Here is a 15,165-nt window from a genome sequence, read left to right as displayed (position 1 = left end):
GACTTCGGGTCAGGCGTGGTAGCGCCGGGTGTGGCGGCCGCCGAGGAAGCTCTCGAAGACGAACTTGCCGAGGTCCTCGGTCGAGCAGTAGGCCGCGACGCCGTTGGAGACGCGGGCCATCTCCTGCACGAAGTTGACCAGGCCCAGGTAGAAGTAGTCCTCGATCAGGGCGTAGCTGGAGACGCGGATGCCGGCCGCGGCGCAGCGGCGGACCTCGGCCAGCGTGTGGGCCGCGGTCTTCTCGGCCGGCGGGTAGATCAACACGACCTCGCGGCCCTCGATGTGGGCCGTGGGCTCGCCGTCGGTGATGACGATGATCTGCTTGTTCCCCGCACCCTGGCGGAGCAGGTGGCTGCGCGCCAGCCGGAGCCCCGCCTGGATGTTCGTGAAGTGCTGGGGGACGCGGCCCTTGGGCTGGTCCATGTCGAACCGCAGGTGGATGCGGCTGTCGTACATGCTCACCGGCTTGGGGGCCGAGTTCAGCAGCTCGCGCTCGTTCATCTTGTTGGCGAACGTGTAGAACCCGATCATCTGGATCGAGTCCTGCGGGTACTGGGACCGCACCATCCCCTGCAGCGCGATGGCGACCTTCTTGGTGGTGTAGTACTTGCCGTATCGCCCCATCGAGCCGCTCATGTCGATCAGCACCACGGTCGCGCAGCGCGACTGGTACTCGGTCTCGTGGACGACGTAGTCGTCCGAGGTGAGCCGGATCGGCACGCCGCCCCCCTGGCGGGTGTAGGCGTTCTTGAGGGTCTCGTGCATGTCGATGTTGGTGAGCGGGTCGCCGAAGACGTAGGGGCGGGTGTCTTCCAGCGAGACCGTCCCCTCGCCCTTCTGCTGGGTCTCGTGGCGGCCCAGGGCGTCGCGGTTGAAGGTCAGGAACAGGTCGTGGAGCGACTTGTCCTGGATCTTCCGCATCCCCTTGGGCGTGACGGTCCAGCGGCCCTCCTCGTCGCGCTCGATCAGGCCGTCCTTCTGGATCATCTCGACGACCTCGGGCAGGTCGTCGTCGTCCACGTCGTCGAGGTTGCGCAGGACGTCCTCGCCGTACTGCATCAGGTACTCGGCGATCTGCTCGAACAGCTTGTCCGCCGACTGCGGCGAGAACTCCTGCGAGCCGTCCCACTTCGAGTATTCGTAGTTCGCCATGGGGGGGTCGAGCCTCGGGGAAGGGGACGCTGGGGTCGTCGGCTTGCTCTCAACGGCCTTCCCCCCTCGCGGGGGAAGGTGGCCCGAAGGGCCGGATGAGGGGGAAGACACGCGAGTATGCCGAGGGATTTTCAGGCCGGATGAGGGTCGTTGGATTTCGGGGTCGCCCGCTCGATCCGAAGCGTCTCTCGAATTCCGACGACCCTCATCCGCCGCTGCGCGGCACCTTCTCCCGGCGGGAGAAGGAGGTTGGTCGTCGGCCTCGCGTCACCTCTGATACGACGTCCCGCCCCCCTTGGAGGCCTTGTTGAGCTTGTTGTGGACGTGCAGGCCTTCGAGGATGAACTCGGCGGCGCTGGCGGCCGCGGCGAGCTTGGCGTCGGGGGACTTCGCGTGGGGGGCCAGCTCGGCGGCGGCCTCCTCGGCGCGCTTGCGGAGGCCGGGGGCCTTGGCGACGCGGTCGAGGATCGCCTTCGACGGCAGCATGTCGCCGGTCTCGACGGTCTGGCCCGACTCGAAGTACTGCACGATCGGCCGGAACTCGCGGGCGTCGAAGTGGAGCGTGAAGACGTTCTTGACGGCCTCGTCGAAGATCCGCTGGATCAGCTTGTCCTCGTGGCCGTCCTCCTCGTTCATCGTCAGCTCCAGCTTGCCGCGCGAGCTGGCCAGGGCCGAGGCCAGGTCGCCCACCCGGGGGACGATCGCCGGCTCGCGATTCAAGAGGGCCCGGCGCTCGGCGTTGGAGACGACGTTCTCCAGGTTGGCGATCGACATCCGGACCGAGACGCCCGACTGCTGGTTCACGTGCGGCGAGCTGCGGGCCAGCCGCGAGACCTCCTCGACGACCTCCTTGACGTAGGCCGGCACGACCAGCTCGGTGCCGTCCTCGGCCTCGCCGTCGGCCCGGTCGAGCCAGGCGTTCTGGTCGTTGACCGCCATGCCGATCTCGCGCGTCAGCGGGTAGTGCGTCCGCACGACCGATCCGATGCGGTCCTTCAGCGGGGTGACGATCCGGCCGCGGTTGGTGTAGTCCTCGGGGTTGGCCGAGAAGACCAGGCAGAGGTCCAGCTCCAGCCGGATCGGGTAGCCGCGGATCTGGATGTCGCGTTCTTCCAAAACGTTGAACAGGCCGACCTGGATCTTGGGGGCGAGGTCGGGCAGCTCGTTGATGCAGAAGATCCCGCGGTTGGTGCGCGGGATCAGGCCGTAGTGCATCGTGGCCTCGCTCGACAGGTAGCGGCCCTCGGCGTGCTTGATCATGTCGACCTCGCCGATCAGGTCGGCGATGGTGACGTCGGGCGTGGCGAGCTTCTCGTTGTACCGCTGGTCGGGGCCGATCCAGGCCACGGGCGTTTCGTCGCCCTTCTCGGCGACGAGCTGGCGGGCGTAGGCCGAGATCGGGTGATAGGGGTGGTCGTGGATCTCCGAGCCCTCGACGATCGGCGTCGCGTCATCCAGCAGGTGGACGAGCTGGCGGAGCATCCGCGTCTTCGCCTGGCCGCGCAGGCCCAGGAAGAGTATGTCGTGCCGCGAGAGGATCGCGTTCTGGATCTGGGGGACGACCGTGTCTTCATATCCCAGGATGTCCGGGAACAGGGGCTCGCCGGACTGCAGCTTGCGGACGAGGTTGCGCCTCATCTCGTCCTTGACCGATTCCAGCCGATGCCCGCTCCGCCGCAGCTCGCCGAGCGTCCGGGGCCGATCCGTCGCCATCAATCGCCTGCCTCTCAGAGTTTCACGCCGGGATGTCGAATCACGAAGGGGAGGGAGCGAGAGGGTCCCGAGTCATGCTAGGGCGGAGCGGCGATCAAGTCAACGAACGCCTTGATGGGCCCATGTTTGCAGGTGCGAGCCCGCGTTGATTCGGCCGGGCGGCTTGCCGTAAGATGCTGGGGTCGTGCGGGTCTGCGGTGGCGGGGCGTCGGCTCGAGGTGCGGGACATGGCGACGGACGCGAACGGGAAACTGCGGGAGACGCTCCCCGACCTCACGGGCCGGATCGTGGCGACCTACCAGGGCTGCGACTCGATCAACCACCTGGGCCACTCGTCGCTGCCGAGCTACCGCGAGGTGGTCGAGATCCTGGGCGACCTCCGCGAGATCCTCTTCCCCGGCTACGGCCGCCGCCAGAACCTGCACATGGGGAACGTCGCCTACCACGTCGGCGACCTCGTCGAGAGCCTGTACGACCGGCTCTGCCAGCAGCTCACCCGCGCCTTCCAGCACGACTGCCGGGCTCGCGAGCCCCTGGTCGACTCCGAGGCCAAGGCCGAGGTCTTCGCGCTCCAGTTCCTGGAGAAGATCCCCGACCTGCGCGACCAGGTCGCGGGCGACGTCAAGGCGGCCTACGAGGGGGACCCGGCGGCGTCGTCCCAGGACGAGATCGTCTTCTGCTATCCGGGCCTCTCGGCCGTCACCGTCTACCGCCTGGCCCACGAGCTGTACAACCTGGGCGTGCCGCTCATCCCCCGCATGATGACCGAGTACGCCCACGGCAAGACCGGGATCGACATCCACCCCGGGGCCCGGATCGGCCGCGAGTTCTTCATCGACCACGGCACCGGCGTCGTCGTCGGCCAGACGACCGAGATCGGCGACCGCGTGAAGATCTACCAGGGCGTCACCCTGGGCGCCCTCAGCTTCCCCCGCGACGAGTCGACGGGCGAGGTCGTGCGCGGCCGCAAGCGGCACCCGACGATCGAGGACGACGTCGTCATCTACGCCAACGCCACCATCCTCGGCGGCGAGACCGTCATCGGCCACCACTCCGTCATCGGCTCCTCCGCCTGGATCACCCGCAGCGTCGCGCCCTTCACGACCGTCACCATCGAGAACCCCAAGCTCCGCTACCGCGAGAGCCCCGACGTCCGCGCCGACGACGCCTACCCCCAGCGGCTCAACTACCAGATCTGAACTGACGACGTCCGGCGTTCAGGTCCCCATCCGGCTGGCGAAGACGAGCCAGCCGCCGGCGCGGAGGCTGGGGAATCGGCCGGGATTCGGGATCGGGGCGGCGGTGACCTCGTCGAGCGGGATCGCCTCGTCGACGCGGAAGCCGGCGCGGGCCAGCTCGCGCCTCAGCTCGCCCCAGCGGTAGAGGTGGACCTCCATCCCGGGGATCCCCCGGTAGATCATCCGCCGGTCGCCGAACTCGTCGCCGCCGCCGAAGAGGCGGAGGGCCTGGCGGAGCAGCCACTTGCGGCCCTGCGAGTCGCGCAGGTTGAGCCAGACGTTGTGTGCGTGGAGCGCCAGCCGCCCCCTGGGCCGGAGCACGCGGGCGGCCTCGCCGAGGGCCCGTCGGCGGGCGTCGCGGCCCCGGATCATGCCCAGGGTGCTGAACATGGAGAGGGCGTAGTCGAAGCTCCCGGACGGCAGGCAGCCCAGGTCGCAGAGGTTGGCCTGGATGGTCAGCAACCGCGTCCCGGCCTCCTCGGCCTTGCGGCCGACCACCTCGAGCATCGGCCGCGCCAGGTCGATCGCGACGACGTCGAAGCCCCGGCTCGCGAACTGGATCGCATGCCTCCCCGCGCCGCAGCCGAGGTCGACGAGCCGGCCGGGCGTGCGGAAGCGGCCGTGGAGCGCCTCGGCGTCGGCGTCGAACAGGGGGTGGTCGGCGAAGTAGGCGTCCTCCTCGGCGGCGAGCCGGGGCGTGTTCAGGTACTCCCACAAGGGCGCATTGACGCCCTGGGGGAGCCGCCAGGCCGGGGGAGGGCGTCGCGTGGCCATGTCGGGGATGCTCCAAACGTTCAAGTCGAGGTGAGCAATCAGGCCGCCGCAATCGTCCCTTCCCCCCCCGGGGGAGGGTGGCCCGGATGGCCGGATGAGGGTCAAGGGATTTCGGGGGCGCCCTCGCGATTCAAACCGCTCGCGAACTCCGACGACCCTCATCCGCCGCTGCGCGGCACCTTCTCCCGGGGGGAGAAGGGGATTTATCTTACGCGCCCAGCGACGTGGCCAGGACCTTGCCCGAGCGGGGGGGGATGTCCAGGCCGCGGACCGAGCCGGCTTCGACCCGTACGCCCTGGTGCGACCAGGGGTCGGCGAGTTCGACGCCGTCGGCGATCCACGCGCCGACGGGCAGGTCGAGACGTTGGGTCGACGCGCCGACGTTGAAGGCGACGACGACGGCCTCGTCGCCGAGCTTGCGGGCGTGGGCGAAGACGTCGCCGGCGGCGTGCAGGACGTGGAACGAGCCCCGGCGGAGGGCCGGGCGCGTCCGCCGCAGGGCCGTCAGGCGCTGGAACTCGTGCAAAAGGTCCTTGTCCCAGGAGTCGCGGTCGTGCCAGGGGAAGGCCCCCCGGTTGGCCGGGTCGTGGGACCCTTGCAGGCCGATCTCGTCGCCGTAGTAAATCGAGGGGGCGCCGAGGTACGTCATCTGGAAGAGGGTCGCCAGCCGCAGGGCCGCGACGTCCCCCCTCGCCAGCGTGACGAACCGCGCCGTGTCGTGGCTCCCCAGCAGGTTGAGCATGACGGCGGTGATCTCGGGGGCGTAGATCCCGTGCAGGCGCTCGATCGAGCGGGCGAACGCCTCGGCTCCCGGCTCGGGGGTCGGGTGCAGGCTCGTCTTCTGGAGCTCGCCCTGGTCGACCTCGCCGCGGGCGAAGAAGGCGAGGCAGGCGCGGGTGAAGTGGTAGTTCATCACCGCGTCCCACATGTCGCCCTGGAGCCAGCGCTGGGAGTCGGTCCAGACCTCGCCGACGATGTAGGCCTCGGGGTTCGCCCGGCGGACGCGGCGGCGGAACTCGCGCCAGAAGTCGTCGTCGTCGATCTCGTTGGCGACGTCCAGCCGCCAGCCGTCGATGCCGAAGTCGACCCAGCGCACGGCGACGTTCAGCAGGTACTCGCGCACGTCCGGGTTGCGGACGTTGAACTTGGGGAGGGCCGGCAGGTTCCACCAGGCCTCGTAGTTGGGGGCGACGTCGAGGTGGTAGGCGTTGACGGGGAAGCCGCTGACCTTGAACCAGTCGAGGTAGGCCGAGTCCGGGCCGTTCTCGAGGATGTCGTGGAACTGGAAGAACCCCCGGCTGGCGTGGTTGAACACGCCGTCGAGGACCACCCGCATGCCCCGGTCGTGGGCCGCGTCGAGCAGCCGCCGGAGCGCGGCGTCGCCCCCCAGCATGGGGTCGACCTTCTCGTAGTCGTGGGTGTGGTAGCGGTGGTTCGAGGCCGACTGGAAGACGGGCGTGAAGTAGACGGCGTTGACGCCCAGGTCCTGGAGGTAGTCGAGGTGCTCGGCCACGCCCGCCAGGTCGCCCCCCTGGTAGCCGTGGTACGTGGGCGGCGAGCCCCACTCGTCGAGGTTCTTCGACTTTGGCACGGTCAGGCTGCGGGCGAAGCGGTCGGGGAAGATCTGGTAGAAGACGGCGTCTCGGACCCAATCCGGCGTGTCTGGTCTCTCCATCGTCACGAAGCGCTCCCGGGCTCGGCTATCGGATCGTGGGCTGCAAAGCAGAGAAGGTCTATTCGAGGTCATATTGTCAAGACATTGCTGCCTTGACAATGCGGTAGTTAGCGTGTGACGCGTCACTAGTTACAGCTTAGTTCAAAATACGCTTGTCTCTAATTTGCATTTAATAGTCTGACATTGTTATGCACGTGTCGGACGTCGTAGTTCCATGGCGAACGTCTGACTTCCTCGGTGAGCCATTTGTCTGCAAGTTCGAGGTAGCTTTTAGAGATATCATCGGAATACACATTATGGAACTCGACCGCCTGTTTGCCAAACACTATAGCGTGGTATAGCTTGCGCCTGTCCTGAGTATGGCACTCGTTGAGTATTTCCATGCTTCGGCAGAGGGTGGCGCGCACTGTCTTGTCATCGTGATCCTGCAAGATGTTGGCTTGAAACAAGAGCATCGCATGCGTGTTTCGAATCGAGAAAATCCTGCCCCTGCTCATTGAGATGGCTTCGTCAATCAAGCGGAATGCTTCGGGGAAGCGTTTCTTTTTGGAGAGGTAAAGCGCGCCTTGCTGCTTGGTGAAGTACGATCCGTCTCGTTTATATGCCAGCTCATAAAATTCGATGCCTTCTTCCCAGTTTGAGAAGGCTCGGTAAGCGATATCGGCATCAAACGCCTTTCTTCGAAAAATATCGTATCTGCATATCTTGACAATCGAGACATTTCTGTGGAACTTGAGGAGAACTCGTTTGAGCGACTTGGGGGGTAGCTGTTGAAAAATCGCTTCGGATACCAAGCTCGACCGGGGAGTAAAGTAATCCTGAGGTGGGTCCAACAGTGGCCCGACATCTTCTGAAATAAGAGTGCCGAGTTGCTCGAGCCATGTATAGGCCTCCATGTAATCGGACAACACATCGCGGAGAAAGGCCGCTATCGTCTCCATGGAGACGGGACATCGGCAATAGTGCACATAGCAGCACATGCCAAGCAAGTCGAGGTGGTTTGGGCTGCTCCCTTCGAGCTTTCGGAGCATTTCTGCAAATCGCTTTCGAAGTGATGGCTTAGTTATGTTCGATTCGATAATCTCGTAAAGAGATGGATGAAGCCCTCTCGCCACTTTTGGTCTATTTAGATGAGAGGTTCGAATGTCGAGGGGGACGTTTTCGAATATCTTTTGGATATCAGGTTCGCTTAAATCGGTAATATTGATAACGCTTATGTCGTTGAGTGGCAAGAGGTGTGACGTTACTTCGAAATTAAAGTCGCGATCAACTCCTACTGCGACTACGTTTGCGGCGCCAGTGAGTGCTACGAATGCGTCCACGCTGTCCGTGTAATTGTCGACGAAAATCAATGCAGGATCTGGCCCCAGTCGACGCAGTAGAAGTTGCACTTTTTCAGGAGTCAGTGAATTGCAGACAAGTTTATGTCCGGTGAATTTGACGTGCGCCGCCGCTTGCATTAATAGAGTTGTCTTGCCTGAGGCCGGCATTCCCACGATTATTGTGTCTCGGTGTGCATTGATTGAATCGACGACCTTTGCGTAGTGTGAAGTTCGTTGCAGTCGCTGTGAGTATATATCGCTCCACGACGGTGGGGCGCCGAAGAAAAATTCCTGAAGCGGTCGAACTGGAACAGAGCCGATTGCAGGAATTGCCTCCTCGGGAAAGAGTTCCTCGGTCGACTTGGAGACTGGGGAAGCCGCTGGATGCACGGCTAAACCTAGGCCTCGTATATAGTCGAGCATTTCATTCGTCTCGGCAATAAGGATTTGAAATCCTAACGCCGTGAAATACCTGATCTCTGCATCGTCTCTTGTTCTAAGTACGATCCATTTGTCCTCGTGCTGACGCATGTTGATAGAACTAGGGTTTAATGCTTGCAGAACCCCGGCGTCGCTGAGGCTGTATCCCCAGAAGAGTGTGGGGAACAATTGGATGCTTCTCATGAAGAAGCTCCAGAGATCTTGGTCAGATGCGAACGCCGTGGCTAGATCGAGGGTCCCGAAAGTCAACTGGCGTGTTTCGTCAGTGACCGATCCATGTAGGGGTGCGAAATCGATCGCCCTTTTCTCGTTGAAGGACGCACCTCTTAGTGTGATATTGTTCAGGTAGTGGGTTTTGCTGGCGGCGTACATAGACTGTATTAGGTCGTCTATATTGGTGGTGAATATATTCTTGATATTCAGTGTTTGTACAGCCGAATATCTCGGGTCGAACGACTTCACTCTATAGCGGCGTCGCAGATAGTCGTCCAACTCCTGACGTCTTTCCGACTGGATGATCGTGCAGAGTTGGGCGAGAGTCAAATGATCCACTCCGTCTACTTTGAAAAGGGTGCCGAGCTCCTCGTTAAGTGTCCGACCTACTGGAAGCGCCCGTCCCTCGGCATTCTTGGCCAGCACTGAGAAGCCGGCACCGAGAAACAGATTGATTCCGCCGGCAAACGCCTTTCTTAGAGTATTCTCGTTCGTGACTTGCATGGATTCCTAGCCCTTTCTCTTTTGCGAGCTCTTTTAGATGTCCTTGATCAACTTTGACGTATTCGAGCGAGACTTGCAACATCGTGTCAAACCGAATGGTCGTCGATCATCGTTTAGCAAGGTGATGCGGCCGCAGGAATGGTTAGGATGCTTGATTTCTCATTTGGTGCATGCAAAGCCGGTGAGTCATTAGGGCAGATCAGCCGACCTCGATCTTCACCCAGTACATCTGGCCGCGGTCGCCCCGCAGGCGGAGGTCCTCGAGCATCGGCCGCAGGTCGAGCTTCGGCTGGCCCTTGTAGAGGGCCTTGCGGTTGACCCGGACCTCCAGCTTGCGCTTGAAGTCGACGAGCTTCGGGTTGAGCCAGACGTCAAGCTTGTCGACGCCGCTCACGGTCAGGTCGACGAGGTTGCTGAGGCTGCTCGTCCGCATCTTGAGCGTCGCCGGGTTGAGGTTCCGGCCCAGCGGCTCGACGGCCTCGGCGGCGGTCGTGCGGCCCTCGGTGAAGCCCTTGACGACGATCCCGTGGCGGCGGTCGTCGCAGGTCCGCGCCGTCGACGCCTCGAACGACTTGGGGAAGGGTTCGCGGCGGCGGGGCTCCATCCAGTCGAAGTACGTCGGGACGTCCTCGGGGAACTCCTCAAGGCCGCGGCGGTAGACCTCCATGTAGGTGACGTCCCAGACCTTGAGGATCATCGGCTTCAGGTAGCTGCCGAAGACGACCTCGTTCGCGGCCGGCGCCAGGTCGCCCAGGACGCAGAGCAGGGGGAGCCGCTCGTGCTGGGCCAGGCTGCGGGGGACGTACTTGGCCGGGAAGCCGGAGACGACCACGACCCCCGCGAACAGGTCGGGATGGCCCAGGCCGAGGTCCCAGGCCATGTTGCCGCCGGCGAGCTGGCCCGCCACGAAGACCCGGTCGGGGTCGATCGCGTACCGCCGCCGCGCGTCGCGGAGCGCCAGCTCGACGGCGGCGTGCTCGCCCGGGGTGTAGTGGTAGTCGGTCGCGCCCTCGGCCGCCCCGTACTCGGGCGCGATCAGGACGTATCCCCGCCGCGCCGCCTCGGCCTGCCACTCGTCCACGGCCGCCTGCGGGCCCGTCCCCGAGTGCAGGACCACGACCGCCGGGTACGACCGCGAGTGGTGGTATTCGGGCGGCAGCTTCGCCAGGTAGGTCGTCGGGATCGAGTCGTCGGCCTCGACCACGTTCTTGATGACGCCCTTTTCGGCCTCGTCGGCCGCACGTCGCAGCGGGGGCGGCATGAGCCGGCAGATGCGCTCGGCCAGCTCCATCTTGCGGAAGCCGGGCGCCTCGGGGGTCCCCTCGGGCCATTCCAGGTCGTCGAGCCGGGCCGCGATCTCCTCGCGCGAGGTGTCGTCGGCGCTGGTGAGGTAGGCGGCGATCTCGTCGCGGGCCTGCCAGAGCACGCCGGCCGCGGCGAGGTCGGGGACGGCCGAATCCTGGCCCGCCACGTAGCCCGACATCGCCAGGGCGAACTCGGCCTCGTCGCTCGCGGTCGCCTCGGCCTTCGCCTTTCGCCAGGCGGCCAGGCGGTCGCGGACGGCGTCGGGGGCCTCGGCCAGGGCCCTGTGGACCTCGGCCAGGCGGCCCTTCCAGGCCGCGTGCACCTGGGGGGCCAGCTTCAACTCGACCCGCCGCAGCTCGTTGCCGACGGCCAGGTCCGCCTGCCGCTGATCCTCGTCGCGACGCGCCAGGTCGCGGGCCTCGATCTGCAGCTCGGTGCCGATCTCCTTGTCGTCGAACGTCTTCAGCAGGGCCGCCGCGGCCTTGAACTGCTGGGCGCGGCGCATCGCGTCGACGTCCGACCGGCGCTGGGTCGCCTCGGCCTGGACGATGAACTGGCGGGCGTTCGAGGCGCGCTCGCTCAGGTCGCTGTTCGGGAAGTCCTTGATGAGCCGATCCAGTTCGGACCTGGCCTCGGGATACCAGCCGGCCCCCATCAGGAAGCGGACGACCCGCTCGCGCTCCCCCTGGTTCTGCTGCTCGACGCGGCGGAGCAGGCCCATCAAGACCTCGCGGGGGACGCCCCGGGTCGCGATCTGGCCTTGCCAGAAGCCGTCGACGCCGCGGTAGCGGATTACGTTCGGGCTGATCTCGTTGATCGCTTGTTCCATGACGATGGGCTTGCTCGACCGCCCGAGGTACTGGAACCGCCGCCGGCCCTTCTCGTTCCAGGGCTCGGCCGTCACGCTCACGACCTCTTTCGGCATGAGCCCGGCGTGGACCGTCATCGGCTGCACCAGCGAGAACTTCTCGCCGGTGCGCAGGACGTTGTCGGCGACCACGCGCTCGATCTTGGAGTCGCGGACCACGATCTTCTTGAGGCCGTCCCACAAAAACACGAGCGTGTTGTCGCGGTCCGGGGCCGCCACCGTCCGGTAGGTCACGCCGTTCTTCATCACCACGGTGTCGCCGCGGACGGCGAGGCCCGCCGCGATCGCCAGGGCGAGGGCCGCCGCCAGGGCCGGCCGCGCCGGGATCCCGCCGGCCCGCGCTCTCGTCGATGAGTCGTGCATCAAGGCCGCCGCCTCCCTGAGCTGAGCGAGTCCAGGACCTCCGCCGTCGCCGCCGGGCGGCGCGCTCCATCGACTGTAATCATAGCCGACGGAGTCCCGGCGCGTCCCGGCGTCCGGGCGCGGAATCCACCGATCCTGCCCGACTTCGCGGTCGTGGTCGTTCTAGAGACGCTCGCGGGCCCCCGGTTATTCTGATCGCCCGACCTCGTCCGCCTTGCACGCCCCGCCCCGGGAGTGGCGTCGCCCGCGCGGGGGCGGTAACCTGGGACGACGACCCCCACCGAATACGCCCTCCGACGCGACGAGGCGTGCGATGTCCGACGAGCCCATCAAGTTCCGGTGCTACCGCTGCGGCAAGCTGCTCGGCGCCCCCACGCGACGCGCGGGGGCCGTCGTGACCTGCCCCCAGTGCCGGGCCGAGATCCAGGTCCCCGAGCCCTCGGCCGGCGACCCCACGCCCCCCGACCTGGCCTTCCTCGGCTCCGAGGAAGTGGCCGTCGAGCCCGAATTCGCCGCGACCGCCATCGCGAGCCCGGAACGCGCCGGCGATCCGGTCATCCCCGCCATCCGCTACGACGCCACGCCCTTCCCGACGAACTCCCCCTCGACGCCCCGCGCGCCCGACGTCGTGCTCGCGCCGGCCGTGGTCCTGGCCTGGTCGCTCCTGGTGCTCGCCGCGATCCCCATGACCTTCACGGCCGGGCTCCTGGTCGGCCACTTCCTCTGGAAGTGACGAGGCTCGCGCCCCGGCTCGCTCGGCCCTCCTGGAATTCGGCGCCGTAAACCGGCGGCGGGCCGCCGCTCGGCTTGCATCTTGCATGAAGCGGATGACCGGGATATCCCGTCGCGGTTCGACGACGCGAGTCCCGACGAGCAACCAGGGCGCACCATGTCACAGATCCTCGACCCCCGGCCCCAGGCCGATCGGGACCCCGGCCCGCTCGCCCGCTGGCTTCTGGAGGGGCACACGAAGGGCATCGAGGGGCCCGACGCCAAGGCCGACGGCCGCCACGAGCACACCTGGTGGCAGGTGATGTGCCTCACCGGCGTCGACTACTTCTCGACCCTGGGCTACCAGCCCGGCATCGCCGCGCTGGCCGCCGGAGCCCTCGCGCCCGTCGCCACCCTGATCCTCGTCCTGCTGACGATCCTGGGCGCCCTGCCGATCTACGGCCGCGTGGCGCGCGAGAGTCCGAACGGCGAAGGGTCGATCGCCATGCTCGAACACCTGCTCACCTGGTGGAAGGGCAAGCTGTTCGTGCTGGCCTTGCTCGGGTTCGTCGCCACCGACTTCATCATCACCATCACGCTCTCGGCCGCCGACGCCACCGCCCACATCGTCGAGAACCCCTTCACGCCCCGCTCCCTCCACGGCCACGAGATCGCCGTCACGCTGGTCCTCGTCGCCGCGCTCGGGGCGGTCTTCCTGAAGGGGTTCAAGGAGGCGATGGGCATCGCCGTGGCCCTCGTCGCGGTCTACCTGACCCTGAACGCCGTGGTGGTCGGCCACGCGCTCTACCACGTCGCGACCCATCCCCACCTCCTGGGCGCGTGGAAGGGTCGCCTGTTCCACGAGCACGGCAACCCCCTGGCGATGCTGGGGATCGCACTCTTGCTCTTCCCGAAACTGGCCCTGGGCCTCTCGGGCTTCGAAACCGGCGTGGCCGTCATGCCCCTGGTGCAGGGCGACCCCTCCGACACCCCCGATCGTCCCGACGGGCGGATCCGCAACACCCGCAAATTGCTGGTGGCCGCCGCGCTCATCATGAGCGTCTTCCTGCTCAGCAGCAGCCTGGTCACGACCCTGCTGATCCCGCCCGAGGAGTTCCTGGCCGCGGCCGGCGACCGGCCGGCGGGCAAGGCCAACGGCCGAGCGCTGGCCTACCTGGCGCACGCGACCTTCGGCGAGGCCTTCGGGACGGCCTACGACCTGGCCACGATCCTGATCCTCTGGTTCGCCGGGGCCTCGGCGATGGCCGGCCTGCTGAACATCGTGCCGCGCTACCTGCCCCGGTTCGGCATGGCCCCGGAATGGACCCGCGCCGCGAGGCCGCTGGTCTTGATCTACACGGCGGTCGCGTTCGCCGTCACGGTCATCTTCCGGGCCGGCGTCGACGCCCAGGGCGGGGCGTACGCCACGGGCGTACTGGTGCTGATGACCTCGGCCGCGGTCGCCGTCACGCTCTCCGCCCGGCGGCGAGGCGCCCGGGGCGCCGCGGTCGGCTTCGCGGCCATCGCGGTCGTGTTCGCCTACACCACGGTCGTCAACGTCATCGAACGGCCCGAGGGCGTGAAGATCGCCGGCTTCTTCATCGCCGCGATCGTGGCCGTCTCGCTCGTCTCGCGGCTCTGGCGGACGATGGAGCTGCGCGTGGGCCGGATCGAGCTGGACGCCGAGGCCCGGCGGTTCATCCAGGAGGTCGGCGACGAGGAACTCCACCTCATCGCCAACCACCCGGACAACCAGGACTTCGCCGAGTACGAGGCGAAGGAGCGCGAGACGCGGGAGGACTTCGTCATCCCGTCCGACTGCCCCGTGCTCTTCCTGGAAATCTACGTCCGCGACCCGTCGGACTTCGCCGAGGCCCTGGAGGTCAGGGGGGTGGCCGTGGGCGACCACAGCGTCCTGCGGGCCGAGGCGACGGCGATCCCCAATGCGATCGCCGCGCTCCTGCTGCACCTCCGCGACGAGACCGGCCGCCGGCCGCACGCCTACTTCAACTGGACCGAGGGCAACCCGCTGCTCTACCTGATCCGCTACGTGCTCTCCGGCCGGGGCGACGTGGCCCCCGTGACCCGCGAGGTCCTCCGCCAGGCCGAGCCCGACCCCGCCCGACGCCCCGCGATCCACGCGGGCGTCTGAGCGGTCCGGGCCGATCGACGGGGGCGACGGCGGGTCAAGACCGCCGGCGACGCTTCAGGGCGCGGCCGAGGAGCCCCAGGCCGCCGACGCCCGCGAGGGCCAGCGACGAGGGCTCGGGGACGGCCTGCGCGTCCGTCATCCGGATCCCGACGTGGAAGCCGTTGACCGTCGCGGGGTCCATCCCTCCCGAGCTGATGAAGCTGTAGGGCGATGAGAACGCGAACGCGTCGAACGAGCTGAGGGGGCCGTAGGGCGGGAAACCGACGACGACGTAGGCCGATCCGGCCCCCGGGTCGGTGGGGATCGGCGCGATGCCGCCGAACGAGCCGAAGGGGAAGATCGGCGTGACCGGGGCCCCATTCATCGTCCAGTAGAAGTAGAAGCCGCTCCCCAGGGCGGGCGTGGTCACGTCGACGCCGGTGACGTCGATCCGCCAGGTGCCGTTGAGGTTCGACGCGAGCGGGCCGCCGTCGATCGTCTCGAAGTTGAAGTCGATCCACTGCGATGACGGGCCGTCCTGGAAGATCTGCTCGGTGACGGTCAGGTTGGTGTTGACCGTCTTGGTGGTGAGGTCGAGGGTCGCGGTGGTCGAGCCGTCCACCGGGAAGTTGGTGAAGTCGAGTTGATACGAGCTGCCGACCATCCAGCCCGCACGCGCCTCGTGGGCCGCGGCCGAGAGGAGCAACATCGTCAGCAGGGCCAATCCCCGTCGCGTTTTCGTCATGGAAACCGCT

At 66.5% G+C, this 15,165-nt stretch carries 10 protein-coding genes; 3 read left to right on the top strand and 7 right to left on the bottom strand.

Annotation, left to right across the window (positions count from 1 at the left end; translation table 11 throughout):
• Nucleotides 1–9: 9 nt before the first annotated feature.
• Nucleotides 10–1,152 (bottom strand): VWA domain-containing protein, encoded by a 1,143-nt coding sequence (locus tag PZE19_RS11025; RefSeq protein WP_277860666.1) that lies wholly within the window; start codon nucleotides 1,150–1,152, stop codon nucleotides 10–12.
• Nucleotides 1,153–1,419: 267 nt separating this feature from the next.
• The gene (locus PZE19_RS11020) at nucleotides 1,420–2,865 is read right to left on the bottom strand and encodes a sigma 54-interacting transcriptional regulator (protein WP_277860665.1); all 1,446 of its coding nucleotides are present in this window, start codon (nucleotides 2,863–2,865) and stop codon (nucleotides 1,420–1,422) included.
• A 227-nt stretch (nucleotides 2,866–3,092) separates the two neighbouring features.
• Between PZE19_RS11020 and epsC the strand changes: the two genes are divergently transcribed.
• Nucleotides 3,093–4,064: a serine O-acetyltransferase EpsC gene (gene epsC, locus PZE19_RS11015; RefSeq protein ID WP_277860664.1), complete on the top strand. Its 972-nt coding sequence runs from the start codon at nucleotides 3,093–3,095 to the stop codon at nucleotides 4,062–4,064.
• A gap of 18 nt (nucleotides 4,065–4,082) precedes the next feature.
• On the opposite strand, the gene PZE19_RS11010 is transcribed toward epsC, so the two are convergent.
• The 4 genes from PZE19_RS11010 to PZE19_RS10995 form a co-directional block, all read right to left on the bottom strand.
• Nucleotides 4,083–4,877: a class I SAM-dependent methyltransferase gene (locus tag PZE19_RS11010; protein WP_277860663.1), complete on the bottom strand. Its 795-nt coding sequence runs from the start codon at nucleotides 4,875–4,877 to the stop codon at nucleotides 4,083–4,085.
• A 208-nt stretch (nucleotides 4,878–5,085) separates the two neighbouring features.
• Nucleotides 5,086–6,552: a glycoside hydrolase family 13 protein gene (locus PZE19_RS11005; protein ID WP_277860662.1), complete on the bottom strand. Its 1,467-nt coding sequence runs from the start codon at nucleotides 6,550–6,552 to the stop codon at nucleotides 5,086–5,088.
• 158 nt (nucleotides 6,553–6,710) lie between these two features.
• A complete protein-coding gene (locus tag PZE19_RS11000) occupies nucleotides 6,711–9,032 on the bottom strand; it encodes an SIR2 family protein (protein ID WP_277860661.1) in 2,322 nt (773 codons plus the stop codon).
• Nucleotides 9,033–9,231: 199 nt separating this feature from the next.
• A complete protein-coding gene (locus PZE19_RS10995; protein ID WP_277860660.1) occupies nucleotides 9,232–11,568 on the bottom strand; it encodes an alpha/beta hydrolase family protein in 2,337 nt (778 codons plus the stop codon).
• 313 nt (nucleotides 11,569–11,881) lie between these two features.
• Here PZE19_RS10995 and PZE19_RS10990 point away from each other — a divergent pair, with 313 nt between their 5' ends.
• Both PZE19_RS10990 and PZE19_RS10985 read left to right on the top strand, forming a co-directional pair.
• A complete protein-coding gene (locus PZE19_RS10990; protein WP_277860659.1) occupies nucleotides 11,882–12,301 on the top strand; it encodes a hypothetical protein in 420 nt (139 codons plus the stop codon).
• Between the two features lie 156 nt (nucleotides 12,302–12,457).
• Nucleotides 12,458–14,431: an APC family permease gene (locus PZE19_RS10985; protein WP_277860658.1), complete on the top strand. Its 1,974-nt coding sequence runs from the start codon at nucleotides 12,458–12,460 to the stop codon at nucleotides 14,429–14,431.
• A 34-nt stretch (nucleotides 14,432–14,465) separates the two neighbouring features.
• Here PZE19_RS10985 and PZE19_RS10980 read toward each other — a convergent pair whose 3' ends face one another.
• Nucleotides 14,466–15,155, bottom strand: a complete 690-nt coding sequence (locus PZE19_RS10980; protein WP_277860657.1) for a PEP-CTERM sorting domain-containing protein — start codon at nucleotides 15,153–15,155, stop codon at nucleotides 14,466–14,468.
• Nucleotides 15,156–15,165 lie beyond the last annotated feature (10 nt).

The organism is Paludisphaera mucosa (genome assembly GCF_029589435.1).
GTDB lineage: Bacteria > Planctomycetota > Planctomycetia > Isosphaerales > Isosphaeraceae > Paludisphaera > Paludisphaera mucosa.
This window is presented reverse-complemented; position numbering and strand designations above follow the sequence as displayed.

Excerpts from the sequence above, each read along its gene's own strand:
- PZE19_RS11025 (WP_277860666.1), bottom strand. The coding sequence starts at position 1,152 with ATGGCGAACTACGAATACTCGAAGTGGGACGGCTCGCAGGAGTTCTCG.
- PZE19_RS11020 (WP_277860665.1), bottom strand. The coding sequence starts at position 2,865 with ATGGCGACGGATCGGCCCCGGACGCTCGGCGAGCTGCGGCGGAGCGGG.
- epsC (WP_277860664.1), top strand. The coding sequence starts at position 3,093 with ATGGCGACGGACGCGAACGGGAAACTGCGGGAGACGCTCCCCGACCTC.
- PZE19_RS11010 (WP_277860663.1), bottom strand. The coding sequence starts at position 4,877 with ATGGCCACGCGACGCCCTCCCCCGGCCTGGCGGCTCCCCCAGGGCGTC.
- PZE19_RS11005 (WP_277860662.1), bottom strand. The coding sequence starts at position 6,552 with ATGGAGAGACCAGACACGCCGGATTGGGTCCGAGACGCCGTCTTCTAC.
- PZE19_RS11000 (WP_277860661.1), bottom strand. The coding sequence starts at position 9,032 with ATGCAAGTCACGAACGAGAATACTCTAAGAAAGGCGTTTGCCGGCGGA.
- PZE19_RS10995 (WP_277860660.1), bottom strand. The coding sequence starts at position 11,568 with ATGCACGACTCATCGACGAGAGCGCGGGCCGGCGGGATCCCGGCGCGG.
- PZE19_RS10990 (WP_277860659.1), top strand. The coding sequence starts at position 11,882 with ATGTCCGACGAGCCCATCAAGTTCCGGTGCTACCGCTGCGGCAAGCTG.
- PZE19_RS10985 (WP_277860658.1), top strand. The coding sequence starts at position 12,458 with ATGTCACAGATCCTCGACCCCCGGCCCCAGGCCGATCGGGACCCCGGC.
- PZE19_RS10980 (WP_277860657.1), bottom strand. The coding sequence starts at position 15,155 with ATGACGAAAACGCGACGGGGATTGGCCCTGCTGACGATGTTGCTCCTC.